At 42.7% G+C, this 26,309-nt stretch carries 26 protein-coding genes and 1 tRNA gene; 7 read left to right on the forward strand and 20 right to left on the reverse strand.

Annotated features, from left to right (window positions below; genetic code table 11):
- The first annotated feature begins 61 nt into the window (after positions 1-61).
- Positions 62-134, forward strand: a tRNA-Thr gene (locus tag L0660_RS05610).
- 506 nt (positions 135-640) lie between these two features.
- On the opposite strand, the gene L0660_RS05615 is transcribed toward L0660_RS05610, so the two are convergent.
- Positions 641-1,423 carry a DNA-formamidopyrimidine glycosylase family protein gene (locus tag L0660_RS05615; protein ID WP_233797691.1) on the reverse strand — a complete coding sequence of 261 codons (783 nt, stop codon included), beginning with the start codon at positions 1,421-1,423 and terminating at the stop codon, positions 641-643.
- A gap of 123 nt (positions 1,424-1,546) precedes the next feature.
- On the opposite strand from L0660_RS05615, the gene L0660_RS05620 reads away from it, so the two are divergent.
- Positions 1,547-1,951, forward strand: a complete 405-nt coding sequence (locus L0660_RS05620; protein WP_235158523.1) for a hypothetical protein — start codon at positions 1,547-1,549, stop codon at positions 1,949-1,951.
- 280 nt (positions 1,952-2,231) lie between these two features.
- The gene (locus tag L0660_RS05625) at positions 2,232-2,723 is read left to right on the forward strand and encodes a hypothetical protein (protein WP_235158524.1); all 492 of its coding nucleotides are present in this window, start codon (positions 2,232-2,234) and stop codon (positions 2,721-2,723) included.
- Here L0660_RS05625 and L0660_RS05630 read toward each other — a convergent pair.
- From L0660_RS05630 to L0660_RS05640, 3 genes are all read right to left on the reverse strand, one after another.
- On the reverse strand, positions 2,720-3,460 hold the full coding sequence (locus L0660_RS05630) for an SOS response-associated peptidase (RefSeq protein WP_235158525.1): 741 nt from the start codon (positions 3,458-3,460) through the stop codon (positions 2,720-2,722). The two genes, L0660_RS05625 and L0660_RS05630, sit on opposite strands and share 4 nt — an antisense overlap.
- 72 nt (positions 3,461-3,532) lie before the next feature.
- Positions 3,533-4,810: a Y-family DNA polymerase gene (locus L0660_RS05635; RefSeq protein ID WP_235158526.1), complete on the reverse strand. Its 1,278-nt coding sequence runs from the start codon at positions 4,808-4,810 to the stop codon at positions 3,533-3,535.
- A 1-nt stretch (position 4,811) separates the two neighbouring features.
- Positions 4,812-5,258, reverse strand: a complete 447-nt coding sequence (locus L0660_RS05640) for a LexA family transcriptional regulator (RefSeq protein ID WP_235158527.1) — start codon at positions 5,256-5,258, stop codon at positions 4,812-4,814.
- A gap of 244 nt (positions 5,259-5,502) precedes the next feature.
- Here L0660_RS05640 and L0660_RS05645 point away from each other — a divergent pair, with 244 nt between their 5' ends.
- Positions 5,503-5,982, forward strand: coding sequence for a hypothetical protein (locus tag L0660_RS05645; RefSeq protein WP_235158528.1), 480 nt, complete (start codon positions 5,503-5,505; stop codon positions 5,980-5,982).
- 157 nt (positions 5,983-6,139) lie between these two features.
- Entirely contained in the window at positions 6,140-6,562 is a 423-nt protein-coding gene (locus L0660_RS05650; protein ID WP_235158529.1) for a response regulator, read from the forward strand.
- A 335-nt stretch (positions 6,563-6,897) separates the two neighbouring features.
- Here the strand turns inward: L0660_RS05650 and L0660_RS05655 are convergent, their stop codons facing one another.
- From L0660_RS05655 to L0660_RS05700, 11 genes are all read right to left on the reverse strand, one after another.
- Positions 6,898-12,537, reverse strand: coding sequence for a hypothetical protein (locus tag L0660_RS05655; protein ID WP_235158530.1), 5,640 nt, complete (start codon positions 12,535-12,537; stop codon positions 6,898-6,900).
- 3 nt (positions 12,538-12,540) lie between these two features.
- On the reverse strand, positions 12,541-14,700 hold the full coding sequence (locus L0660_RS05660) for a hypothetical protein (protein ID WP_235158531.1): 2,160 nt from the start codon (positions 14,698-14,700) through the stop codon (positions 12,541-12,543).
- Positions 14,701-15,005: 305 nt separating this feature from the next.
- Positions 15,006-15,431 (reverse strand): hypothetical protein, encoded by a 426-nt coding sequence (locus L0660_RS05665; RefSeq protein ID WP_235158532.1) that lies wholly within the window; start codon positions 15,429-15,431, stop codon positions 15,006-15,008.
- 13 nt (positions 15,432-15,444) lie between these two features.
- Positions 15,445-15,864 (reverse strand): phage tail tube protein, encoded by a 420-nt coding sequence (locus L0660_RS05670; protein WP_235158533.1) that lies wholly within the window; start codon positions 15,862-15,864, stop codon positions 15,445-15,447.
- A 23-nt stretch (positions 15,865-15,887) separates the two neighbouring features.
- Positions 15,888-16,319, reverse strand: coding sequence for a hypothetical protein (locus tag L0660_RS05675; RefSeq protein WP_235158534.1), 432 nt, complete (start codon positions 16,317-16,319; stop codon positions 15,888-15,890).
- Complete coding sequence (locus L0660_RS05680; RefSeq protein WP_235158535.1) at positions 16,316-16,792, reverse strand: hypothetical protein; 477 nt, start codon at positions 16,790-16,792, stop codon at positions 16,316-16,318. The genes L0660_RS05675 and L0660_RS05680 overlap by 4 nt, the downstream gene beginning before the upstream one ends.
- Complete coding sequence (locus tag L0660_RS26285; RefSeq protein ID WP_409013384.1) at positions 16,789-17,148, reverse strand: head-tail adaptor protein; 360 nt, start codon at positions 17,146-17,148, stop codon at positions 16,789-16,791. Before L0660_RS26285 ends, L0660_RS05680 begins: the two co-directional genes overlap by 4 nt.
- Positions 17,112-17,669, reverse strand: a complete 558-nt coding sequence (locus tag L0660_RS05685; protein WP_235158536.1) for a phage head-tail connector protein — start codon at positions 17,667-17,669, stop codon at positions 17,112-17,114. Before L0660_RS05685 ends, L0660_RS26285 begins: the two co-directional genes overlap by 37 nt.
- Before the next feature lie 3 nt (positions 17,670-17,672).
- Positions 17,673-17,915: a hypothetical protein gene (locus L0660_RS05690; RefSeq protein WP_235158537.1), complete on the reverse strand. Its 243-nt coding sequence runs from the start codon at positions 17,913-17,915 to the stop codon at positions 17,673-17,675.
- 136 nt (positions 17,916-18,051) lie between these two features.
- Positions 18,052-19,281 (reverse strand): phage major capsid protein, encoded by a 1,230-nt coding sequence (locus L0660_RS05695; RefSeq protein WP_235158538.1) that lies wholly within the window; start codon positions 19,279-19,281, stop codon positions 18,052-18,054.
- Positions 19,265-19,978, reverse strand: a complete 714-nt coding sequence (locus L0660_RS05700) for an HK97 family phage prohead protease (RefSeq protein WP_235158539.1) — start codon at positions 19,976-19,978, stop codon at positions 19,265-19,267. Before L0660_RS05700 ends, L0660_RS05695 begins: the two co-directional genes overlap by 17 nt.
- A 154-nt stretch (positions 19,979-20,132) precedes the next feature.
- On the opposite strand from L0660_RS05700, the gene L0660_RS05705 reads away from it, so the two are divergent.
- Both L0660_RS05705 and L0660_RS05710 read left to right on the forward strand, forming a co-directional pair.
- Positions 20,133-20,609 carry a hypothetical protein gene (locus L0660_RS05705; RefSeq protein ID WP_235158540.1) on the forward strand — a complete coding sequence of 159 codons (477 nt, stop codon included), beginning with the start codon at positions 20,133-20,135 and terminating at the stop codon, positions 20,607-20,609.
- 21 nt (positions 20,610-20,630) lie between these two features.
- Positions 20,631-21,239: a hypothetical protein gene (locus L0660_RS05710; RefSeq protein WP_235158541.1), complete on the forward strand. Its 609-nt coding sequence runs from the start codon at positions 20,631-20,633 to the stop codon at positions 21,237-21,239.
- 178 nt (positions 21,240-21,417) lie between these two features.
- On the opposite strand, the gene L0660_RS05715 is transcribed toward L0660_RS05710, so the two are convergent.
- The 5 genes from L0660_RS05715 to L0660_RS05735 all read right to left on the reverse strand — a co-directional run bounded on the left by L0660_RS05715 (position 21,418) and on the right by L0660_RS05735 (position 26,019).
- Positions 21,418-22,278, reverse strand: coding sequence for a phage minor head protein (locus L0660_RS05715; RefSeq protein WP_235158542.1), 861 nt, complete (start codon positions 22,276-22,278; stop codon positions 21,418-21,420).
- Positions 22,275-23,708 (reverse strand): phage portal protein, encoded by a 1,434-nt coding sequence (locus L0660_RS05720; RefSeq protein WP_235158543.1) that lies wholly within the window; start codon positions 23,706-23,708, stop codon positions 22,275-22,277. Before L0660_RS05720 ends, L0660_RS05715 begins: the two co-directional genes overlap by 4 nt.
- 12 nt (positions 23,709-23,720) lie before the next feature.
- The gene (locus L0660_RS05725) at positions 23,721-25,025 is read right to left on the reverse strand and encodes a PBSX family phage terminase large subunit (RefSeq protein WP_235158544.1); all 1,305 of its coding nucleotides are present in this window, start codon (positions 25,023-25,025) and stop codon (positions 23,721-23,723) included.
- On the reverse strand, positions 25,015-25,593 hold the full coding sequence (locus tag L0660_RS05730) for a terminase small subunit (RefSeq protein ID WP_235158545.1): 579 nt from the start codon (positions 25,591-25,593) through the stop codon (positions 25,015-25,017). Before L0660_RS05730 ends, L0660_RS05725 begins: the two co-directional genes overlap by 11 nt.
- Before the next feature lie 231 nt (positions 25,594-25,824).
- Positions 25,825-26,019, reverse strand: a complete 195-nt coding sequence (locus L0660_RS05735) for a hypothetical protein (protein ID WP_235158546.1) — start codon at positions 26,017-26,019, stop codon at positions 25,825-25,827.
- Positions 26,020-26,309: the final 290 nt, after the last annotated feature.

Raw genomic sequence — 26,309 nt, forward strand, 5'->3', positions numbered from 1 at the left:
TTTCCTACTACTTTTGCACCATGATAACGGAATAACAAACGGTATCAGAAAGTAAAAAGAGGCCTCCATAGCTCAGCTGGTAGAGCAACTGACTTGTAATCAGTAGGTCGTTGGTTCGATCCCGACTGGGGGCTCTTGAAAATCAAGCACTTAGCATTAATTTGCTAAGTGCTTTTTGCTTTACTAACATTGAAAGTAACATTGATTTAGGCGGATTGATACCAAGCCATATGTCTGACTAGCGTCGACTCTTTTAATGCTTGTTATCCTCTGTATTTGAAATATTGTTCGACAACTTTATTGTATTCTTCCGTTGACTTCAACTTTGTGGGCTCTTCTGCCGAAAACTCAAATAATCTATTCTGTACTTCATCATGGAGATAAAAGTAAGTTGAGTCAAATTTCGAATAGATTTTAAGTGTGGTTATATCCTTTGCAATCCATCCCAGGTGAGGCAAATATGAGTCAGTGTCAAACTGCTCAACCTCTCTTATAAAATTGTATCCCTCCATTGCCATAGCGTTTTTAGGCATTATAACAGGTAGGGGACGGAAAAGAACTGAGAAATGAGTATCCGGTTGGATTGGTTTATTTCAAGGTCAATCTGTGCCATTAATCAAATTTCTTCCCACTTGAATGGTTAGTATAGGGTTTGGCTTTCCGTATAATACGTCTTTCCACTTCCGAGCTTGCCAACTATTATCTCTTCCCCATCTGGCGAGTGAGTTTTCTTTGGATTGTGAACGTAACGGTGATCTTTGTTTTCCATTTCAAAAACATCGCTTGAAGTCTTCAGTTTCTCTAACTCTGCTGTCGCCTCAACAGTCACGTTACGGATCGCCTCATATAAATCTTTTACTTTGGCCGATGGTATATTTTTAGCAACCGAATATGGCGAGATCTTTGCTGACCAAAGAATTTCATCTGCATATGCACTTCCTATGCCCCGGATCCATTCCTGTTTTTGAATAACCTCTTTAATTTTGCCACCTGTTTTTGCCAGGATTTTCCTTAGGTACTCCTCAGTGAAATCGTCACCCATGATGTCAGGTATTGATGGGATCTCGGGATTTAGAATAGGCTTTGCTTGGCCCAGTCCGTCTAATACAATTATACCAGCACCATTTTCAAATGTCAGTTCGAAAATTGGATTCTTCAAATTCTGATCAGTAGGTAGCAAAATCATTTTGCCCGTTAACATCATGTGGATCCCGAGGACTGCACCATTATCAAATTTTAGATGAAGTTCTTTCCCATTACGCCCCACTGAATGCAGCGTTCCGCCTTTCAAGGCGTCGTTAAATTCCTCTTCAGTAGCTTTCACACGCTTCTTCCAAAGCACCTCTAATCGCTTGAATTTTTGACCTTTGAAGTGCTTTTCGAGGGTAAGGCCCACAATGTTAAGTTCAGGTACTTCTGGCATGATTTCAATGTTTGGATGAAACTTCAAAATTAGCACAGCGGCATTCTTTTCATAAGGTTATGGGAAGTAAATTTATAGGGCAGGGTTATTTTATAGCAAACCATTAATTCAACCTAACATTATATGCTTGATATTTCAGAAGCGATTATCGCCGAAATCATAGATTTTGAAATTCATGTAATTGACGATGCGACGATCGGAGAAGCGATAGGTTCCGTTGCACTTTCTGCTTCGATGGAAATTAAAGTCGATGAGGGCTACTTTGTATTTGGTGGGCCGGAGGCGTTTCTTTCCATCCCCAACCAAGGAACAGATTTTTTCGGGCATTTTGTAATGCGCTGTATGCAGACCGTTGGCGTAACTGCCACAAGGGAAATGGAAGGTGAGCTAATAAAAGTAATCATACTGGATGGAAAAGTTATGGCGATAGCTTCTCTTAAGGATGACGTTTTTTTCAACCCATTAACCGAGTTCCCGTTAGTCAAAAAGAGTTCTCACGAAACTAGTAGGTATTATGGTCACGATTGACGAAAATTACGAAGGTCATAAGGAGTGGATGGCCTGGTCTCGGCAGGAGATAATAGCTGAGCAAGGCGAGACTTTGCATGAGGTAGTCGAGTTCATGCATGCACATCTTCAACATTTCGGAAGAACCGATCTTACTTTTGAAGTTGGCGATATTGAGCATCAGGGGAACATTTATTATATAATTTTAAAACCACATAATAGTCCGCCTGCGTATGTTCATTTCTCGGGTGGAAATTATAGAGTTCATAGTGGTGGTGGGTTACGTTTCAAATATTGAAAAATGGAGAATCAATTTGACAAAATTCATGTACTATTTTCGGATGACGATTCTGAATCCGAGCCAGTTGCAGCTTTTAGTGACTTGGGGTTAGCTGAAGGCCTGGCCGAGTACTTCAATAAATTCATAGAAGGAGGCGTAACCGTTAAGTCGATGCCGTCGGATCAGAACACTTTGCCAGTCGATAAATACGCCCGACTAATCGAAATGGGGATGGCTCCTTTCTACGTCTTACTCAATCCAGACGGAACTCCTTTTGGGCCAGCCGATATTTTCGCTCGGAGTTGGGAAGAAGATACACTTGAAAAGGCCTATGATTGGGTTGTCGAAATGCAGGAAGCTGAGACAAAGAACCCTGATAAAAAGTGGCTTATAGGTGGTGTGTTCTGGGCTCCGGATGAAGAGCTGGCAATCGAGCGTGCAATACTTCAACATAAGATTATCTTTGCTGCGCTCGCAAATTCCGCGGCGGAGCAGGAAGAATCCGCGGTTTAATCACTGCCTTTGTCATCATCAAGCCCGTACAAAGACAGTGTATCAAATGCAGGCCGCTCGTAGGGCGTTATTGCCGAAGGCACGTTGGTATTTAGCTTTGCATTGTAAATTCCGTCGATCACCCGATATGTTTCCAATTGTTCATCGGGATATTGGTAAGCCATCAGGCTTTTCATTTCATCCTGAGTTAGATTGGGCACAAGCCATGCCATAGCAGCATCACCTTGTAATATGAGTGGCTGTCTTTTCCCATCGTTATGAACTTCTGCCAATAGCGGGCTGGCGTCAGTCGTTACAATGCTGCATGTCTTCACTCCATTCCATTCTGAGTAAATACCACCCAGAGCAAAGTATTTTCTATTCTTCGGCTTAATATACCAGCTTTCATGCTCCTTTCCGTTTAGGTCCGGATAGTGCGGTTCAAAGAAGCCCGTGCAAATGATCAGACATCTGTTCTCCCAATACTGCCGGTAAGACGTCTTGTCGAACAATTCGTCGTTACGTGCATTTAACGTATTGGCTTTGAAATCCTTTTCCTCTTTCACCCAGTGAGGAACCAGACGCCAGCGGTACATGTCAATTAACCGGGGATTTTCTTTCGAAATTACTGGAAGAAATGGTTTTTCGAATCCATTGAAATCGTATCGCTTTTTAAACTGCTCTACTTTGTCCATTGGAAGCTTAAAATCTATCTTCAATTGTTCGGCGTCACTTTCGTTGGATACGTGATAACACATTGACAGTATTCGTTTGGTATGCGGTAATTGTAACACAATTAAAATTCAAAAGGTTACATAATTGAAAGCCTTTTACTCGCATTTTGGTGGCAGGCAATGGATGGTTATGATCTCGTCGAGCCTTGTAGTATACCTGGGCGAGAGTTTTTCCCGTTTCATTTTCCATACGCGATCCAAATCCTGAGAAGCAAGTTTGATTTTTTGCTGCCCCAAAGCCTGATTCATTTTGTCTACAACGGCCATCAATTGGGCATGCCGCGGGTCGGAATTAGCAAATAACATCTTTTGCTTAAATGCCTCAGGAGTGAATTCCATGGCAATTACGCCCGCTTTTTTATATGCATAGCCTTCCCTATATATCTTTTCTAGCGCATCAACAGCAAAGTGAGCAAGTTCTATACTGCTGTTTGTTGGGAAAGGCAGGTCAATGGTAATGGATTTGTTATATTGTGGCTGCTCGGGCCGGAAATTGTTGGTTTGCACAAACACTTGAATGACGTTACAGCATGAATCTTGTTTCCGGAGGCGTTCTGCGCATATCGTGGCAAATGTTATTACCCGCTCCTTTACCTTATCAAATTCCGTATAGTTTTCATTGAATGAACGTGTAACGGCAATGTTCTTTTTTGCCTTGGTGTCTTCCAAGTCGAGTGTCTTCATGCCAGCCAGTTCCTTTTGCAAGCGTAAGCCAACGATTGACATGTTTTTCTTAATCCAATCTTCCGGTATCAATGTAAAATCCAGCACGGTTTCAATGCCCATCGCCCTTAACCGTTTTTCATGAGCCCGACCAATGCCCCAGACATCGCCGATTTTAAAGAAAGCTAAAACGTTAATCAGCGTGTCCTGGTTGTCGATTACATACACTCCACCTGTCGCCTTCTGAAACTTCTTTGCCATCTTATTCGCCATTTTAGCGAGCGCTTTGGTAGGGCCTATGCCAATACTTATTGGAATGCCAGTTCCCTTAGTAACCACGCTGCGCATCTCGCGCGCAAGCTCTTTTACATCAAAATATTCATATCCTTCAAATTTAAGAAATGCCTCATCGATTGAATATACTTCCATGTCAGGCGTATAGCGCGATAATAACGTCATTACCCGGCTACTCATGTCGCCATAAAGGGCGTAGTTACTGGAAAAAACATGAATGTCATGCTCTTTATATTGTTTGGTAAACAGAAATGCAGGTGCTCCCATGTTTATCCCAAGCTTTTTCGCTTCTTGAGACCGCGCTATTACGCAACCGTCATTATTACTCAGCACAACGACGGGCTTTCCGTTTAAGTCGGGCCTAAAAAGGCGCTCACAGCTTGCATAAAAATTATTGCAATCCACCAGTGCGAACATGTCACAGGTATTTAATTACGTTGATGACAATGCCCCAGATCAGAAAATCATTGTCCTGCGTGACCTTAATTGGCCGGAATTTTGGGTTCTCGGCAACCAGCCAGCAGCCGTCTTCTTCGAACTGAATTCGTTTCACCGTAAACTCTCCATCAAGAAAGCAAACAGCTATTCTCCCGTTTGACGGGGGTAAGCTCTTGTCTATAATTAAAATATCACCATCGTTAATTCCAACATCTTGCATGCTATTTCCTCGTACCCGACCTAAGAAGGTACAAGAAGGGTTCCTTATTAACTCCTTTCCGAGGTCAATATTAACGTCTATAAAATCAGCTGCTGGTGATGGAAAACCCGCACTTATAGCCGGAATCAAGTTTAAAACCATTCCCTCAAATCTAAATGTTTGAGAAATTCTTAAATTGCCTGAAAGCGAGCTGAATACGGTACGCATAAATGAAAATGATATCTTAAGGATCACAAAATTGAGATCAATAGTATCAAATTATAATTGATAAGTCAAGCTGACCGTCAAGGAAAAGATTGTAAAAGCCCTTCCATTTCTTATATTCCCATATTTATTTTTAAAATCTTTCAGAGCTAGCGAAATCTTGAACGATGGTCTCATGATGCACCTAGATTTACCATTCGTCATTCTTTACGATTTATAGTCAGTCACCCTACCCATTTTGTAATTTATGGAGACCAATATTAAAACCGTTCACATTCTTTACTCAGGAGAAGATGAACAAGAGACACCCGTAGCGGCTTTTAGCGACCAGTCCGTTGCCGAAACGCTTGCTGGCCGTCTTGGCAAATTCATTGAAGGTGGCGTTAGCATTAAAGAAATTGACGCTGATAAGTGCGAAATTGAGGTGGATAAATACTCGAACCAGGTAAAAAATGGAAATACTCCATATAAGATCTCTATGCATAGGGACGGATATCTGTTTGACCCTTGGGATATGTTGGGTAAAAGCTTTGATGAGCCAGACTTTGACGATCAGGCAGAACACGTTGTTGCCATGCGAAAAGAGGAGATTAAAAACCCAAATAAAGAATGGGGTGTTGGCGGAACCTACTGGGGTAAGGATGCGTCTGACGCGATAAGGCGGGCAGATCAAAGGAGGCGAGAACTATTCTCTAAATTTAAAATTCCATTAAAACGAGATTTATAGGCATCCATACGAATCAGTATGCCAGCAAGTCGACAGATCTTTGACAACGGAAGCTGGTTGGCGATTATATATTACGGAAACTATCTATGGGTTGGGACAAGGCGATAGACTGGCAAAGTTTTGCTAGATTGCACTTAAACTCAATTTGTGCTTGCTTATGAACAAGAATGGTGAAATAGTGATCATAGAGGACGATCCAGACGACCAATTTTTGCTAGAAGAAGTGTTCAAGACACTTGATTACCCCAATAAACGAGTTTATTTTTCAGATGGTCAGGCAGCGTTGGACTATCTCCATCTTCCAACGACAGTTCCTTTTCTTGTTCTTTCAGACATAAATATGCCGCAGCTAAATGGGTTTCAACTTCGGGAAAAACTTAAAACGGATGCCGATATAAGTTTGAAGTGCATCCCTTACCTTTTCTTTTCTACCGCTTTAAATCAGCAAGTGGTTATCGAAGCGTACAGTATTTCCGCACAAGGCTTTTTTGTTAAGCCCAACTCTGTAAATGAACTGACAGAAACAATAAGGGTTATCATTGAATATTGGACGCGGTGCGCATCTCCGAATAATTTTTAGGAAGTTTAATGGGATATAACAGGCTCAATATCTCACCTCCCTATGACCAGAAATATATTATTGGCAGTAAGGGACTACATTCAGCTAACCGCCAGAGAAAAACTGGAATTCCTTGCGCAAATCAGAAAAATTGAGAAAATGAAGCCGATAGTCAGGTTAGACTATGAGAAACACTGTTGGACTTGGCGAATCAGTAGGTAATTTGTTTTAAATCTTGAGATCTAAGGGACTTTAAAATAGTATTTTCAGAGGAGTACATGGACGGAGATTAATTATATAAATCAGGGGCCAGAAGCCCCTTTTTTATGCATCATTACTAAATCATATGCTAAGTATTACGCTCCTCCACCGGTGAAAGTGTAGTCAACAGAATCCTCACTTAGCCGTATCCAGGCATCAATACCACCAACAGTATAAAAATAATACAGCCCCGCACCATAAGTTCCCCCATCAGTCTGTACCCATAGTTTCCCCAATCCGCTAGTAGCTCTTCTTTGAGCTTGTGTTCCTACGCCTACTGGCCCAGCACTACCTGTTGCGCTTATTACGCCTGTTGTCTGATTGAACGTTATCCCTGTACCAGCGGAAAGCTGCAACCTCACTTGCTCAGGGAAGTTTAGTATCTCGTCGGATGTGTGCGTATGTTCTGCTTGTGCCCGGCCAGCAATCTCAATGTCTACTTGATTCTTTGTGTATACATCTGTAATACCGTATCCTGCAATCGTTGTAGGCTTACCGGTTATGTCATTCCATGGCATCGTGTTACACGCAATAACAACATTACCCGCACCAACAAGCCGTCCTGTGAGCGTACCGGATGATGACATGTTATCGCCCATAATCAAGTCTCCTTTGGAGAAGACATTCTCTTTCCCGTTAAGTCCGGAGTCGATATTAGCCTTAGTATATGCGTCGGTAATACCGAAGCCTAACAGAGTGGTAGGTTTGCTCGTGATGTCAACCCAGGGTATGGTGTTACATGCAATAACCACATTACCAGCCCCCACTAAACGACCTGTTAAAGTTCCGGATGACGACATATTGTCACCCATGACCAAATCGCCCGTAGTAATAGCGTGCGTATGACTGGTGCTTGTTACCGAGTTCGTGGTTGCGTTAGTGATGGTAGAAGGCGTGCCAAGTGTTAAAACTGGATTAGTTGCTAAACCTCCACCGCCTGTTAACCCGTTACCAGCCACGACACTTTTAAGCGCGTAATTACCCCAACTATACGCCTCGCTCCATTGTGTAGAGTTTCCTACGATAGCAGTTATAACCCCTGTCGCTGCCGAGTTGCCGGTTGCATCGACAGAAAATACTTCTGTTGTATAGTTACGAACAGATAGAACCTTCCCGGTGATAGTCCCTGTCCCAGATGTATTTCTACCTGACAAAAGTATTGCTGCCTGGGTGTATGAGTCTTGCCCCTGGCCGATTATACCTAAGCCATAAGATGTACTAACCGAGGCAGTGCCTCTTATCGTAGGTAAGAAACTCTCTGCGAAAGAAGTCCCGCTAAGAATTTCTAACCATCCATCATTATAACCGAACCTCGATATGTAATTCAAGGATCCTGCCGGGCCTTGAATAGACATGGTTTGGTTTATTGCCGTATTACCTGCCGTTAAGACAGATTGAAGGGTAGGGACAAACGTTTTGGCAGCATAACGAGCATCACCCCACACAGTGTCAAAAGCAAGCGTTCTATCTGCTGTTAGTATCCCTCCACCTGTTAAACCTGTTCCTGCGATTACATTTCTTCCTACATAATCAGCATGAAAGTTAAGCACCTTAGTGTTGCTTTGCACGACCATAGGAGGCGAGCCCGGCTCTATGCCTGATACGAACTGCCCTGCTGCTGATATACCTAAAACATCCAAACTGTAGTTCGGCGTTTTCCCGATACCTATTTTGAGCCCTGATTGTCTAACAGCACTATCAACGAGAGTGTGTCCACCAGTTCCAAACATGGAAAGAAAGTTCTCCGTCCCGTTGATATAGTCTTCTAAAAGATCCTCAATATAATCTACCGTAGGGATGTCGCCAGGATCAGGTTCTACGCCTAGTTTAGTGATCGGTATAGCCGTTGGCGTCCCCGTTGCCGTGGTAGGATTACCCAGAACCGTTTTGGCTGGCATATCCTGAATATTGGCGTACTTAACACCTTTTGCTTTTAAACGTAGATGATTTAAGCCTGCCGTTTCGGGATCATTAGGAGATTCGGGTTCGAATATCTCTATTCCTACACTGTCAACGTTTACGTCGAATCTTTTAATATAATCCTCGGTGATCTCAGACATACCCGCCCCGGCAATATAATCAGCCAATCCGCCACCCGGTTCGCTAATTGGGGCGTCGTCTATTGGTATTTCAACCCCAAACGAGAAGTCTGCTGTGCTGCTTGCAACCAACTTTCCACCTGCACCACCAGCCCTACGGGTGTGAATAACCCGGAAAGCGGTTTCGTCAGCGTGAATACTGTCTATCTGCTTGCTGTTTTTTGTTCCAAACAGGTAATGATCAGAGAAAGTAACCTCGCCTGGATATGTTTGAACCGGAGAAACACCGTAAGACTGCGTGTTGATAGGGATTAGACTACCGCCTTTGAATTGATAGAAATCAAATCCTTCCCAATCGTAAGGCTCTGAAACCGAATCATTCCAAACACTCCAACCAGAAGCAGGTAAAGGGAATACGTTACCAGATCCGGCAAGCGTACCCATTAAGGTAAAATTGGTCTTCCCGGCGTTAGCTGAACCTATCTTTAATACATTCTCTGTTGCCTCAGGCTCTTCTTCGTTAATCGTGAAGTCTGCGTACCTGACAAGTACTTCTTCGCCGTCCAGGCTAAGAACGATCTCAACGTTATAAAAACCCGCTGCAAGTTCCGTATCAGTGTCGTAAACAAGATAATTTCCAGTAAGAGAATCAGCACCTAATGGATAGGTTTTACTTGCAAGTGCAACCTCATTTTGATAAAGCGTTATTACAGCGTTATCGTGGTTTACGTCGTCCGCAAGCGCTTTGATATTAAGTGCGCCAGGCTTTATAAATTTACTTGATCCGTCCGCTGCGATCTCACCAATATCACCGCCACCAGCTGTAAGAAAGAATTTTAACTTGTTAAGATATTCCTCGTCGTAAAGCGTAAATGTGATATTCTGACGGCTTACAATCTGTTCGCCTAATGCAGTCGTCACAAACAGCCGAAACTGCCCGGCCGGTGTTTCTATGCCACTTCCGAAGAATTGATAAGTACCAACTTCGGTTTCAAGTACCGCCGCGTTTACTGTTTCATTGATAGCATCACCCGTATCGCCGCCGCCGATAAGCGTCATCTGATACCAGTCATGCGGCCCGGCTATTTTAGCGGTTAAGTCCCAAAGGTCTTTTAATTGGTAAACCCCAGGAAGAGCGCCATCGACCGCCCCGCCAGCCGTCATGTCAAGCAAGTTGTAAGTTACTTTTGTAGCTGGAAGTGCTACCAAGTTTATTATGACAAGTCTATCTGCTCCGCTTTGGCTGATCAATTCAATCAATACTCTATCCGTTCCGGCCTTTGTGGGCTTGGCCGTGATTTGGATTTGCATATCTTGCTCTTCCTCGCCTCGATCAACAGCGACATAGGAAACCCAATCAGTATAATGCGTTGGAATGGCTGCAAGCTCAGCGGCGGTGTATTCCGGGCCTAGTGCTGCGGCTAAATCTACTACCTTTATTTCTTGCTGTCCAACGGTGTAATATAATGTAGGGATTAATTCATCATCTACATAAATTTCTAGTGGCGGATCTACTGGCGTTCCACTTCCTCCGATTTGCTGACTTCCGCCTGCACCTCCGTACATACGGTTTCCCCGGCGTCCGTTTTCGTCGCCCACTACATCTATTATCTCGTTAGGTATCGCATCAAAGATGAGCTCAGATAATGTTAGTTCGTACTGGCGCTTCTTTACATCCCAAGTCCAGGCATTAATAGTATAGAATGTTTGCGGGTCTGCGGGGTCATCATAGCGGCTAAATACAGTATGATCCGGTCGCATACCGTACCCTTTGAAAGATCCGTTTAAAACTCTTCTCTTACCACAAAGTAAGCGTATCCTTTCTCTTAGGGATTTCTTTTGTATAGGTTCGTAAACATCATCTGAGGGATCAGTAGCGCCGCCTGGAAACCTTTTCCATCCTTCGGTTAATGACCCATCTAAACGCGTCATGTAACCGGTCATAACGCGGTTAATTGCTCTTCTCTGCTCTGGAGTTTCAATGCCTATCTTATCGGCAATGATTGTAGTGTAATCTGTTGGGTTTGGGTTTCTAACATCTAATTGCGAATCTACCCTATACTTGTGGTCGCCTTCATAAATGGTCTCAGTAGTAATACAGATAGCAAAATCCTCCCACGTAGTCCGGGGTATAATCGTATCCATTTCAACGGCGTTTTGAGCGCCCACCATTACCTGGGGTGCACAAATGTCAAAGTATAGCCGTACAACCGCCATGCCATCACGTTTGAGCATGTTGGTAATTGGCTGTGAAGTAATCTCGAAAGTTTGTAACTGCGCGTCCTCGAAACTATTTGAGGTCGGGAAATCTACTGGAACATCCGGGGTTATCTTTACATAAACATTGTCTTTGTTGTTTTTTTTGCTGTTTGTCCACTTGCCTGTATTATCCATGTAGGCGTGAACTTTCCTGTCTTCCCTTCCCTCGTTAAGTCTTACGAATAACTGAAAGAACGAAATGTCTGAGGCTCTAAAAGCTCCTGAAAAAACAACTTTATATTTAAAAGGGTCTGCGTCTTTATTGGGGAAGTTTCCAGGGATCAATTCAATGAATCCCTGCATCCTCATTTGCTTCTGCGGAAAAGCTGGCCGGTATGGTGTCGGAAGTGCGCCGGTGATATCCATTTTATATGGATCTGTTGGGCTATTTGAGCCGCTCCTAGTCCATCCTGCGGCTACCGCTCCGCCGTCTAATCCGCCGTTTAGATTGATATTCCAACCAGGCAGATTGCCGCCTATTAACGGCCCCTCAAAAGCTCCATTCGGCAAGCGGTTTACGGCTATCCCCGGGTGTACACTATTAGTAGCTATTGAGTTACGCTCCGCAATACTTTCCGTCGCCCCTTTCATCGGGCGTAGGTTAGGAATATTTGAAGCGTAAGGCGTGCGGCCAATACTTGCGTGCTGATCTACTACCTGCATCCCGGTACTATCTCCATTTGCATTAAATGAGCGTAAGTATCCGTTTGTAACCTTTTGGTCTTTAAGACTTTTGATTACCCATGCACCATTTGATTGTACTATAAAGGCATTAAAGGCATTTAAAATACCTTCCAATACTTCCATAGCTTTCATACCTCGCAAACCGTCAGCGTCAATTTCTGCTAACTTAAACGGGCTATCAGGATTAAACCCTGCTGCCTGTTCAAATAGGTTAACGTATGTGTGTATAGGTAAGGAATAACCTGTAGACGTTAAACAGTTTGCAATGACCTTTATAAGGGATACTTTACCAGTAACAAAAGATCCGAAACCGTCTAAAAAGTAATCATCGCGAAGAAAAGGTAAGCCACAAGTAGCGGTAAACGTTACCGGGTAGGGGGGCGCTTCAAAGGGTTCCTCAACGTTAGTAGGGGCAATATATCCATAATAGATGGGCTCCGCCTCTGCCTCTTCATTGTATTTAGATAAACGGATTTGATATTGTTTATCATCATTAAGGAAAAGTTCTTTTATATCGAAAGGGTTTTCCCCTTCTTCGGTGATCCATTCTACTGTAAATTTTGTTGCGCGGATTGCATCAAAAGGATTATCTACGTTTGTAGTGGACGCTTTAAATGGTGTGCCTCCGGATAGAACTTGTATGGGCGCTCCTGCGTAATTTCTTTCTAATATTTCTACTATATACTCACCTGGGGCTACGCCTCTTGCTCCTTCGTCTGCAAATTCCGAAAACCATTTTAACCCGTATGCCATTTTTTATCTGTAGAAGTTTTCTCGGCGTGTCGCCTTTCTTGATGAAGTTTCTATATCAGCGCCTTTAAGAACTGATTGCATTTGCACGTCTATCGTGATAGATCCGCTTCCGCTTCCGTATTTGGATTGGTTTATCGAGCCGGTGTTTGTGCCGTTGATGAATCCCCAAAGTCTATTCTGTTGGGTACTATTCATTACGATCTCGCCTTTTGATAGTCTGGTGGGGACTAAATCGACTCCTGCGGGGCCTTCGACAATACCACCAGTGTACATCCCTCTTGCTGCGTCTTCTGATTTTTTATTTGCTGTTGCTCTTAGTGCGGCACCTGCTGCTACTGCTGCAATACCGACTGCTAATGCTACGTATGGATTTTTAAATGCAACCTTTAAGGCCTTCTTTAAACCGTCCATTGTCAATGCGTAGGCTATAATGGCTTTACCGATTTGTGACACCATATCACCCATAATCCGGGTTATTTTAGCGCCTGCGTCTTCTAATCCACCTGCATCTACGGTCAGTGCTCCAAGTGCCTCGCCAATTCCCGAAAACAACTCAACTTTACCTTGGTCTATAATTGCTGAAATATCGTCTTCGAGGTCTTCGAGACTGATAGCAAGATCATTAGTGGATGCTGCTGATGCGTCCTTAGCTATCTTCTCTTTCCACCATGCGGCGGTCATTTCGTTAATCTGTTGGGTAATGTGATCGAAATTTGTAGTAGACCCACCACCACCTGAAACAGGATTAGTAAGCGCAAATTTGTTTGTTCCTTCGTAGCCTTTGAAAATTTCTTTACTTCCGGTTGGGCTAGCTTGCCCCATCGTGCCTAGAACTCCGTTGAACTTACGGTATTTGAGTTCTACGGCTGCTTCTGCGGCTACTATACCTTCTTTGATTCTCAGGTTAGATTCGTAAATCTCCCGGCGGTTAATTTCATCTTGTGCGCGTTTCCTTTCTCCTGCTAGTCGCTTTTGCTCTGCGATTAACTTTCTATTCGCTTTTTCCTCTTCGGTTTTCCTGATCTCAAACGCTTTCGCGGCTATGTTGTAATCTTCCTTCGTGATTTTTGAAGGGAGTTTGTAGGGTGATCCGGCGGTGGGCTGATTCCATCCTGTAATCCCTTTGGTAGCTCCTGCAATAGCTGCGCGTTGCTGCTCCGCCTCCATTTGACGACGATAGCCGAAAGGGTCAGTTTCCAGGTTTAGACCTGGCATGATTCCGTTTGCTAGACCTGTTCCGGCTTTTACAATTGATGCCCCTACAGCTGCGCCTATGCCGTGTTCCCGCTGAATTTTATTGAGAACATCCAGGAAATTACCAGCGTCTAGGGCTGCTTCTGCTAAGGCTCCTTTCCCACCTGCGGTCTGGTAAAGACCATCTAAAAGAAGGGTTAGTTTACTGCGTGCGAATTCAATGTTATTACCTAAATCGGTTGCGTCTTGCTGTGGAATATCACCTAATGACTTTCCCAGCTCTTCGGCCAATTGAGGTAAGATGGTGCTAACTGCTTCCTCACTTGCTTTGAGAACCTTGTTAAGTTCTTCAGTTGTGATTCCCATTGAACCGGCAACCTTTACAAATGAATCGTATAATCTGTGGTCTAATTCTGTGGAAAGGCCTTTTGAATCCACGGTGCCTTCCTTCATCTTGTCAATGAAAGAGGTAAACTCGCCTGTTGATTCATCAATACTAACACCTAATTTACCAGAAACAGAAGTGAGCGTATCGAATATAGCGGCAGTGGGTGCGCCTTCGTTTACAGTGTTCCTTGTCTCCCTGGTCAGGGCGTTATATCCAGCGGTAAGGGTAAAAATGCTTTTACTGTACTTATCCGCAATGGTTTGGAGTGACTTTGAATTCTCTTCGTAGTTTTGCTGAGTACCGGATGAAATCCTTAAAGATTTCTCCATGTTCTCTACCTGCTCGTTGGCATCATAGATGGCAGTCGCTACCGCTAATGCAGCAGTAGCAAGCGTCCCGCCCATTATACCGGAAACTTTATCTATCGTTCCACCGAAATCATCGAAGGCCTTACCGGATTTTTTTGTCTCTTCCGATACGCCTTGTATAACCTTCTTTGCTTTATCAGATCCTTTTTCGAGTCCTGATACGTCGGCGGTGTACTGGACTTGTAATTCCGGCCCCTTACTAGATGATTCCATTTAGGATTTACTTTTACTTTTTTCCTTCTCGATCTCGGCGGCGAACTTGCTAGCTGCTACGAAATCATCCATTTCGATTTTCTCTCTGTCAGAGGGCAGGGGGAGGAGTTGATATGCTTGTACTTGCTCCGGTGAATTGGCGTTGTATATCAAGGTTCCTATTAGTCGGAAACGTCTCCATTCTTCCTCCCATCTACCGTTAAATCCTTCCAACTCGAGTGTGATCTCGTAAAGGGTTTTATCACAGAATTCGCTATAAGAGATATTTAAGTCCCTTATAGCTGTTCTTAGCAATTCATCGTAGGTTAAGCCAGAGCTCGACTTTTTTTTTGCTTTTTGTCTTTATCATCGAATAGGGGCTCCTTCATTGGTACGCCCCCGTTTTCAACCGCTTTGAAGAATTGACCGTAAGCATTAATTAGGTCAGGGTGCGAAATACCCAGCTCGTCTATCCAGTCGAATGCATCGTAGACAGTATATCCTGAGCCGCCTTCCTTTCTGCTCATGTAATCAGCGCCAGCCCAAAGCATTACCGCTGTAAAATCAAAAAAGTCTTTGGGGGTTGGCAGTTTTTTGCCGTCTATTTCAATAGTTGTAAATAGCTCACTGTATATCTGAGATAGTGAGATTTTATAATGCTTCGTCAGTTCATTAACTGCATAACATCCAAACTTTAACGGTATTTCTTTACCTGCGACATTGATTGTCGAGTAGCCTATTAGCTTATCCATGACTTCGATTTAATTATGCAATTGCTGCGGGTACTAATGCACCTGTTCCGATTACATCGGCATTCCATGTAACCTCTCCTTCGTGTGGTGCTGAGAATGTTACGTTAGTGAAATATCCATTTCCTGCATAGCTTACATCGCCGGTTGCAAGGGTGCTAAACTCGATAGCTACCGGTGCGCGTGCAATGTCGTAGGCGATCAATTCACCGAATGAAACCTTACCGGATGTAGTAGCCCAATCGACAATGCCAGTGGCTTTGCCAGTCCAGGATCGAACGCCACCTAAGTACTCTTTCCAGCCGCCGGAGTCGCGGGTAGTAACATCTATCTCCGCTGTGTTTACGGTGATGGAAATATCACGCGTGTCTTTAATTTCTTTGTCTGGCGCACCAGCAACAAACATTTTCAATAGTGATCCATTGAACTTTGCCATAACTATTTATTGATGAAGTGTAATTATATTTGGTAAATCAAATGCTCGATTGTAATTCGCTTTTCGTAAACAGTACGGTCGTCCCGGTTGTACTGATAGTCTTTAATCCCTCTGCATGTGGCGCTTGCGACGGTAAAACCGGCTGCTGAAACTCCTGATTTTCCAGGCTCTGGAATGACTCTTTGGAGTACTTCGTTTGCTATATCGTCGGCCAATTCACCGTTTCCAAAGTCACCTTCAAAACTTGTAATGATCATCAGATCAACCGTTGCGTCACACTTGAAAGTGTTTCTTGTATTGTCGTTCAAAGCCAAAAAACCTGTTAAGACAATCATGGGATTTTTGGCAGGATAGGGCGCTTGTAGGCGGTAGTATCCGACCTCTCGACCGCTTACAGTTATACCACTTAAAAGCGTGTTATAACCTATCATAAGGGGCTTCGTTGGGTCTTTCATTGAATCCTGGGCTTTAATCCTTTTAGCTTCTCTACGAATCGTTTTCCCTCCTGCAAATAAGTTGGAACTAGAAAGGGATGCTCCCTCATTGTTCCTTTACCGTTCACGTAGAATTGCCATGCAAGAGCTTCAAATTCAAATGGTAAGGTCTTTACATACCTAGCCGCTGCATCACCTGTTCCGAACTCTAAATAGGCGGCACAGTGATCTTTCGCTGTGTTCCCGGCAAAGACTCTCGCGGTAAGGGTGGATTCGTCTAGTGTGTGGTTTATGCTTTGTTTTACGGCGGCAATATCTGCTGACAATTCAGCATCACCGTTGTCTTCGGGGTTTGGTTGGCATCGTAATTTTGCTAGTGCTTCTGTTCGTAATGCGGCACCGGCGACTTCCTTCCAAATCAAACTTCTTAGCGACTTATTAAATACTTCCAGCGTGACGTTAAATCCATCTACGCCGCCCAATTCTACTTTCATTTACCTGCTTTGGTAATGATGAAGTTCACAAATCGTTTTCTTGTGTCTACTTCCAATATGTTACTGATTAGATAACGTTTACTATTATACGTCAACTTCATATCGGGCTTTAATTCATATTCTGGATCGTAGCGGATAATAACAGAGTACCTTTGAATCATCACAAGCTTCTGATCAAGGAAGACGGTGTAGGCCTTCATTGGCTTAACCCTTGCGAACGTATCGAAGTAGTATGTTTCTACCGCAGTTGTTCCGCCTGTGGGAGTCGGACTTTTGATTAAATCATAAAATGTAATCGGCTCCCGTAATTGCCCTGGGTTTATGCTATCCATGAAATCCTTCTGTAAGGTTGGCATGTGCTTCTCCAGTTGTTAGGCAAACTTGTCTCTACTGCTCCTGATAATGGTGTTCCGGTCCTAAATTCAAAGTCATCTGTTGCCTTTTTCATTATCGCCAAGCGTAAATCTTCCGGCACGTCCGTTGCATCGACACCATAACCGGCTCGATAGGTGATAACCGTTGGTTCTGATCTGTCCGCCTTTATCTTCATAAAATCACCTATTTGACCTTCCAGTGTGTAACCGCCTAAATCAATTGTGGTATCTGACTTATCGGCAACGCTGATAATCTCATTAACAGGGCCATAGGGTAGGGGTTGTCTGGTTAACTGTTCCCATCGTATGGTGATCAGTGTTTCTACCAATGAGACGCAAAGGAATTTTTCTATTTGCTGCCTGGCTGAGACTAGAAGTGTTTCTAATAGCTGGTCTTGTGACTCATAGCTCACCTGAACATGAGATTTAAATTCTTCCAATGTTACCGGCTCTTGTGCTCCGTCTACTACCTGCTTTTTAATTGAAATACCCCTGGATGTCATTAACTAGGCTTTGAATTCCTTTTCGATCTTAGATTTTACGGCGGCGTTTGATTCACCGTCAACTGATGCTTTATCTGGTGCGTCCTTCGTCTTTGCTGGTATCGGAGTCTTGTCAACATATCCAAGTTTCGCTAGCTCTTCCGCGCGTTGGACAGGTAAAAATATTTCCTCGTCTGTCCCGTGAAAGGCATAGTCGTTTTGACTATCCCTAAAGTTTTTCAGTACCTTGTATTTGAATTTTGGCATTTCTTTTCTATGTTTTTGTAGTTGATAATCAGGCAATTGCAAACTGGAAAACTTAATGAACCTACCCCTTAAAAAGAGGTAGGTTTCACGTGATTTATTCCAAGTTGTTCATGTACCGGATTGTGGCGATTTACTACTACACAATTGGTGCTATTTCTGAAAGGTCTAATTTGTAAAAGCTGTTAAGCTGGCTTACTTGTAGACCGATACGTGCTTCGATACGGATCGTAACCAAGTTCTTGATAAAGTTATCTTGATCTTCGTAAGAAAAATCAACAGATAAGCCTTCACGAACGCGGATTTGAATATTTTGTGCACTCCAGTCACCCACAAACACTTGATTTGCTGCTACCGCTGTACTCATGTATATCGGCACACCTGCAATGTTCATTGGCATATTCTGGTTCGGCAAAAACAACATTGGTGAGTTATACTCTCCGGTTGTAGTTTTGTAAGTCAAAAGTTGACCGTAAGCGGATGGGCGCAAAAGAATACCTGTCGGATCTTTGTCTGCATCCATCAAAGCAATCGCTGGATTTAAAAGAGCTTGGTAAATATCTGGCATAGCGCCAGCGTAAGCCGTTGCGTATTGGTTAACACCTTTAATTGCATTGTCTCCACCTACGCCGTAAAGGATTTCTTTATCCTCTGCTTTTAAGTAGCGTTCTGTTCCTTCGGTGAGAAGTGATTGAGCTAACCATGGAATGTCGGCAAGGTTTTGTTTTGCAACACGGTAGTAACCTGCGATTGTTTGAGCGTTCAGGATAACTACCTGATAATCTTCTTCAATCTGATTTTTCGCTTGACCTGGGATTTGAATACCAAAATCCCCTTCTCCGTGTCCTGTTAACTGTGGGTAGCGGAAAGAATCACCGCTCATCGGTGTCTGCGTAATGATGTTACGCATGTGAACTCTACGCGGTGAGGTTCCAACAACCGTTTGGCTGTAGTCAGGATTCACCGCTGTCGGTGTAGTGCCGTCGGAGGTGAAGTTAGCGCTGGTAATTGTTCCAACCGCCTTGGATACGCCTTTGTGCCCATTAGCCCATCTAAGAGACGCGGTTTCGAAGCGGTTATCGAAATTCTTATTTTCAATACCGGATTTTAGCTTTTCTTCAAGATCTCCTGAAAGATCAATACCTGCTGCTTTACCCACTCCGCCTGGGGTATTCATCTTTACAATGATTTCATCCACTCGTTCGATTTGTTCTTTAGACAAACCTTGAAGTACTGCTAGCTCTGTTTGAAGCTCCTTAACCTTTGCGGCTGCGTCTGTGCCGTCTTTCGCTTTTTCTTCCAGGCCTTTAATGGATTTATTGATATCCTCGGCAAGGGTCTTAATTTGTTGTTCAGTGGACAATTCCATTTAATGAAGTGTTTTTGAAAAGTTCTATCAGATTTTTATCTTGGCTCTGGCTTAGATTCTTCTCAGTGGTTTCACCTGGCGTGTCCGGCTGCATTGATTTAAGTAGTTTCCCTATTGCATTATATTGTTCTTGAAATTCAATCATGGTGGCATCTGAGTACGTACCATGGTGCAGGGCTTTGTAAAGTTTTGCGAACTGCCCTATAAGTTCTTCTTCTGATTTGAAGCCTAGAAAAGGAGTGGCTGAATTAGCGCCCCAACAGTGAAGCGAAGAGCCTTCCCACATCTTGACCTCTGTAATTATATTCGCGTCTTCCGACTTATTGTATGATTGTTTAACAGGGTTAATATAGACTGAATGCTCACTGATTAACTCATCTTCCGCTTTTAAAAGAAAGTCTTGAGCGTCCGCGTGTTTGCCTACTTTACCTTCGTAATACAAGCCTTCCTGCCTTTCCTCTAAAACCAGAAACTTACCTAGAAGGCGGGATTTGTCATGGTCGATTAACCACTTTATTCGGGGTGTGTTTGACTTCGGTCCCCATTCTTGAATGGTCTTTGTATAGGCTCCAAACTTGATAATATCACCGTCTGAATCCTTCTGATGGAAGTCTGACAATATACCGGTCATAATGCCATTTTTGACATCAATATCCTTTATAGACAAAGGCTGACCCTGTGATTTATAGATATACATTAAATGTTGATGAAGTGCCCAAAAATCGCACTGTAAATATAAAAATTGTTAATGAGAAAACCTAACGTATTGCTATATACGTTTCGCTGATTTGTTAAATATTTTTGGTATTAGAATTATTATTACATTTGAGTAATTGTAAATCCTCTGTTACATGAAAAAAGCTTTACTCTTATTTATTACTGGTGCTTTGTTTTCGTGTTCGCCTATATACATGGTAAGCAAGTCCGAGTTTCAGCAGATCCCCAAAGGCACTAAGAAAATCGTCATTCAAACTGAAATGGCAGATGACAGTCTATTTACCATCATTTCTAAATCATTCTCCCGCGAAGGCTGGGTAGTTAAATCTGATAAAGGATCAATGCAGATTAGCGCTGAACCTAAATCGGTCGGATCGGGCACAGCATTAAAGCCGTTTGTATTCATTGAAGATAAAAAGGCGTACTATTCAGGTGAGTGGGGGTTAGATCAGAAAGGCCAATTAATGATGCAATCGATGGTACGCGCTAACACTGTTGCCTTCGAGCCGATTGCATTTGAAAGATCTGGTATTACTAAAAATGACGTAGCGTTCCAGGGGTTATTGTTACTGGCTAAAAAGATACCTGGCGAATTAACTTATTCAAAATAAAAACATTTTCTCCTTACAGCAATGAGTCAGATTGAGCGTAAATCAAAAAAGTGGTATGAGTATAAAATATTATGGCTCTTTGTTGGAGCCTGGATTATTGGAGTAATGTTATCAAAAAACAGACCATCAACCAGTGTTGAATCCAATGTTAACGTAGCTGATATTCCGCCCGGTAATTATTCTAGTGACAATGGTGATGCGAAGCCAGACAATTGGTCCTATAATGAAAACATTGACCGAATGACATCTGCACCGAAAAAAACCGCTCAAACTGTGTCAACAAACACGTTGGATTTCGACTTCCCATACAATGGTGGTACTAGTTTCACACTGCTAGTCCGGAATGCGGGTAATGGAAATGATGTTATCCTGTCATGTTCTAAGTGCCAATTCATTCATAGCTTTACCGACACCAATTTATTGAAAGTTCGGTTTGACGAGAATAAAGCCGAATCTTTCCCATTCGAGATGAGTACAGATCATAGTTCTGATTTAGTTTTTATCGGCTCAGAATCCAAATTTTTGAAAAAGCTTAAGAAAGCGAACCACTTGATAATTGGTGCTGAATTTTACCAGGAAGGCGTTCGTTATATTGATTTTGATGTCTCTAATTTCAAATGGGAACAATGAGGGCAACAAGCATTCAAACTCCTGCTCTTACTTTTCAGTCCCGGTATTTCTAATGCCGAATTCATACTGGTGAAGCAATGTGATTCAATCTACAGAGAGGACTTGGGTCGTTAACATCGTGAAATTTAGTAACAGTTTGATCAGTCCTTTAAACTATAATAGGCCTGTATTCTGTTAATTATATTGTCGGAAATATATCTTCGTGATCTTCCGCAGGAATATAACTGACGGCACATCTACATTGAATAACTTCCTTAGCTTCGCCGTCTGGATCTCCGGGAACATCCATTAATGAGTCACCGACAACGAACTTTTCATTAAAGCCGATAGGGTGGGGGTTTATCCAATGAGTATCCCTTACGCGGTCGTCGCGTGTATCGATCCAAATCTTTTTAAGCACTAAACCTGTCAACTCCATTGTTTCAATTGCTGACTGTTTAGCCGCCTGGTTAGCAATGTAAGTTGCTTCGGTTCTTGCGATAACCTTTGAACGTCTGGCGCTGAATTTATCGCTGTCCATTTCAGATTGGATACGCTTTGCAATTACGCTCGGCCTGACTTCTTCTTTTACGGCACGTCCTAAAACGGCTCGTAGCTTCTTCTTAATTGTGTTTGTGACCTGGGTAACCTTTTGCGCTGCTTTGAGGCCGTACACAAGGTTTTTAAGCTTTCGTAGCCATTCAGGATTAAAAAAACCAATCCCTAAACCAGCATCAGCGGATGCAACATCTACATTTACAGTAGGTAGGCGGTCTTTCTTTCTTGCTAATCTGCGCTTTAATTCCTGATCCGCCCAAAGTTTATGTTTTTTGGCAACGTGAACGTAGAAATCAGTAAAGGCCTGTTCTATGATTTTACGGTCTACCAGAATATCAATTGATAATAAAGCGGATTCTACACCATGCGCTGCAATGTGCTTTATTACCGGGTTAATGGTTTTATTGATAGCAAGCTGAAAATGTACGGCCCCCGATCTTTCGTAAATGGTCGTTTGCCTGGCGTAACGCTTCCAGTATTGTATTTTCTCCGCTTCGGTCATGGTAAGTCTACTAAGTCAGGGTCTACTTCTGTCTCGGAAGGATAACTTTCTATTCCTATATCATCCAGAATTACCTTGCCCGTTCTCACCATTATTTTATTGCTGTTGATTCCTGGGTCTTCATCCCATCCCATAGCGGTACGGTACTCGTTTGGACTTAGCGGAATTTTATCTAACCACTCCGCTTTGGCTTTTTTGTCTTCCTGTAATTCTGAGAAGAAATCAAGATCAAAGTCAATAACATAGCCCTCACCGTATGATGGAAGAAACCAATTATTGAGTGCATCTTTCAATGCTTCGAGCTCTGGTATTACCGCATCCGTAATTGCCATTTTACGCGCTTCTGGGAAGTTCGTGTAGGTTGTTTGACCTTGATACCCAACTACCATGGGGTGGATGTGCCAGGCTGCGCAAAGATCTTCCTTAGTGACCTTTTGAGATTCTAATATTTTCAAATCTCCAATCGACATTCCGACGCGGATAGAACCTAATTCGGACTCACTCACCATTATACCGCCTGATGTGGTTTCCTCTAATCTTTGCTCCCAAACGTCGCGGGTTTCCATGAACTGCTCGAAAGTTCCTTGTTGATTTACTGAGTCTACGGGGTTTCCAGTATCTGGGGTCTTTCTGAAAAGTATGTCTCTGATGCCTCTTTTTTGAAGCAGATTGGCTTCCACCGTTGTTCCTTCATCATACTTCAATAGAATGTTTTTAGCGGCTTGTAGACGAGATAATCCGTAAAGGTGTTGTGTTTCATTTTCGTATTGAGGCGAGAAGTTCGCGATTCTGCAAACATTCGCTGCCTCTATTTTCTCGCTTGGGCTTGTCTGTAAATAGTACTCTTTGATCGGTTGAAATTGTCCACCTGAAATAATCCTCATATGATGCGCTGGCGGTAGGAACATTTGCTTAATCTTTCCTTTGGTCTTATCGTTAACGCTTCCAGATCTTACCGCCATAAAATACGCTGCACCAACCTGATCCTTATACAACGTGTAACCATAAGCGAATTGATACCATCCCATCAAAGGATTTGGTTGATTGATAACGTTCATTATCTCGCTGTTCTCAATCTCTTCGAGAGCCTTATACTTCTCAATCCGGGCTTGGATTAGGCTTTCATCTGTCGGGTTTTGTAACAGCGCCCGATATTTTTTATATGCCTTTGCGTTTTTAACCCGGTACAATACCGGTGGAACGGATGCGACTTTTGAACACTTCCAATCCTGGATGGTATAGATTACATGGTTCTCTAGAAATCCTTTTTTTATTAGGTTGCTACCGCCGTCTGCGTACCAAACCACCTGATTATCTCCGGTAAAACGAAACATCATTTCCATCGGCGTTGCATAAGGGCTAACGACAGCTACCGGATTTTTAACGGTTGGTAGTTTTGGCTTTCTCCAAATATTATCTAATACTCCCATATTTATATCTAATTACCCTCCACGGGCTCCTTTTTGTGTTGCTGTTAATACCGCGTATAAAACATAGCGGCTCGGGTCTAGTAAATGGTTGAACTTATCAATGGGTGTTTTGGATTTCTTTTCTAACCAGATATAATTATTTAATTCTATTGCAAGATTTAACGAGCCTGGATCAACGATAATAGTAAAGTCTTCCAGCATCTTTATACCTGCTGTTAATGAACCTGGTGGCTTTTGGGCAGGCTTTATATTAATCCCTGCCTTTTGTACTTCAAATATTAAACGCGGCTCGGCGCTGTCTGCAATGATTAAACCCGTTCCCGCTAATGCTTTGTCTAACTCGATAATTTGCGACGTGGTGAGCTTTGTTTTATAAAGAAGCTCTTTTAAATAGATCCGCTTCTGTGCCTTATCTACGCATACTTTTACCAGCGTAGTAGGGTCATTGCTGAAACCGAAATCCTGCCCATAATAAACCGGACCGACTTCCTGAAAGTCACCGTACTTCCAGTTTTCATAGATAACGCCTTCCGATTTCCCTAACCATCCACCATATACAACGTGTTTGTAATAATTGGCAGCGGCTACTATTTCCGGGTCGCATTCCTTCTTTTGATCCTCAGTTAAACTATCGTAAAGCTCAAACGCTCTGCGCTTTTCTTCGTACTCTTCCCAAATATCGTCTGGTATGTATTCGCGCTCAACATCTAAATAGCAGGTGTGGACGTAAAGAACATTTCCTTTAATGCCATTAAAACCTTCTTCTACGCCTCTTTTCTCGAAGTACTCCTTATATATCCAATGTTCTTTTGATGCAGGATTGAGCACTAATACACCTAGATTCCTTACATCTATTGCACGCATTGACTTTCTTATCTTGTCATACGTTTTAAAATCCGGTACTTCCTCGGCTTCTTCTACTAAAAGCATTGAGAAGTTTTCCAGCGATTTTAAATTAGCTGTTAGGTTTCCCGAACTGGTTTTAATTCCCTTAAATACAATCTTGCTATCATTCTTCTTTCCTTTGATCTCTGTCGTCCTAACATCAAATAAAGGCCTCGAATTAAGTAAATCAAGTTTGCTTGTGAAAGCTGGAATAATTGAATCATGCGCGGATGTTAAAGTATATCGTGTGTATAAAACCCTATGGTTATAATCTTTGGCTGCAACGCACGAAAATAGGCTCGTAGCGTACGATTTCTGTGAAAACCTACCACCCGTCATTACGACGGTGTGAACGCGTCCTAGATCAGTTTTTTTGTCTGCACTAAGCCATGCAAAAAGGTCTTCATATTTCTCGCTTAATTTAGTTTCCACTATCTCGGCTACCTTTCGTAAACACAATCATAGTTGGGTTTATTTTTTCCCCTTTAGATGTGTGATCAATCTCTCTCTTATCGATCAGCTTACCGTGAACTTGCAGAACTGACTTAACTGCGTCTTTGGCGTCGTGAATCTCTATCTCCGTTGTTACGTCTACTATATCAGTCCCGCCAATCGTACGCTTTGTTTGTTTAATCTTTTTGATCAGATACATCCGTCGTTGCGCTGCTTCGCTGGTCAGATCAACCGTTACATTGTTATTCTCATCAATTATAAGAAATGGCGTAAAGTCAGCTCGGGCGAATTCCGCTAGTCGCAAAAGCGCCTCATCAGCTGACATCTTCAATTCATCTATCCTTTTTTTTATTGCTTCCTTAATGTCAGGTTTCGTCAGGTTCTCACAACCAATAGCCCGGGCGGATTTTTCAGAATAGCCCGCTCGAATTGCTGCTGCTGTTGCGTTGAAATCTAAGGTGTATTCCTCTATAAAGCGCATTTGCTTCACGGATAATTTAACACCTAATTCTTCATCATGCCCTTGATGCTTGTCTTGCTCTTCCATCTTAATTCGTCATTTCGTCCGGGCCGGGTCCAGACATTAGCTTACCCCAACTCGTTAGGATAATGAATAGTGATACCAGTGTGTTTATGCCAGGAACGAACATCAGGTAGGACATTCTTTTATAGAACCCTGGCGCTAATTCGTGACCGCCGTAAATAAGGAACATTGACCAGAAGCCTACCGAATAGCAGTAGATAAAGGTTAGTACTATGATAGTTGCTGTTATATTCATTATTCTGATACTGCGCAATGCAGGTTAAATATTAATTCCTCTTCGTCAAGCTCCACATTATGAACTTTATAGAATGTTCCTTTTTTAAGTGATTTGTCTTTGATAAGCTCACCCTCTACTGGCAGGCTATTAACCTCAATCGTTTTACGAAACCGATTACCGATAAAAATTCTTGCTGGCTGCTTGTGTGACATTGCTTCTTAAATTGTCTCTATCGCAAATTGATCTTGTTTGCAAAGCACTTTTACTTTATTTCCGGAAGTGTCAAAGTTGCTATCAATCAGGCCGGTAAATACTAGCGTCTTATCGCCGTAGTAAATTATAAAATTCCTCGGCTGGCTTTCCAGGTATAGGTTTTCAATTCTGCTCTTTAATTCAAACGGTAGTCCCTGAAATTCGAATAGCTTTCCAATATACTTTGGTTTGTATCCCGGTTGTTCGTGGTAAAGGTTAACAATCTTAATAGAGTCACAGACAATAAAGA

Source organism: Dyadobacter sp. CY351 (genome assembly GCF_021502625.1).
GTDB lineage: Bacteria > Bacteroidota > Bacteroidia > Cytophagales > Spirosomataceae > Dyadobacter > Dyadobacter chenhuakuii.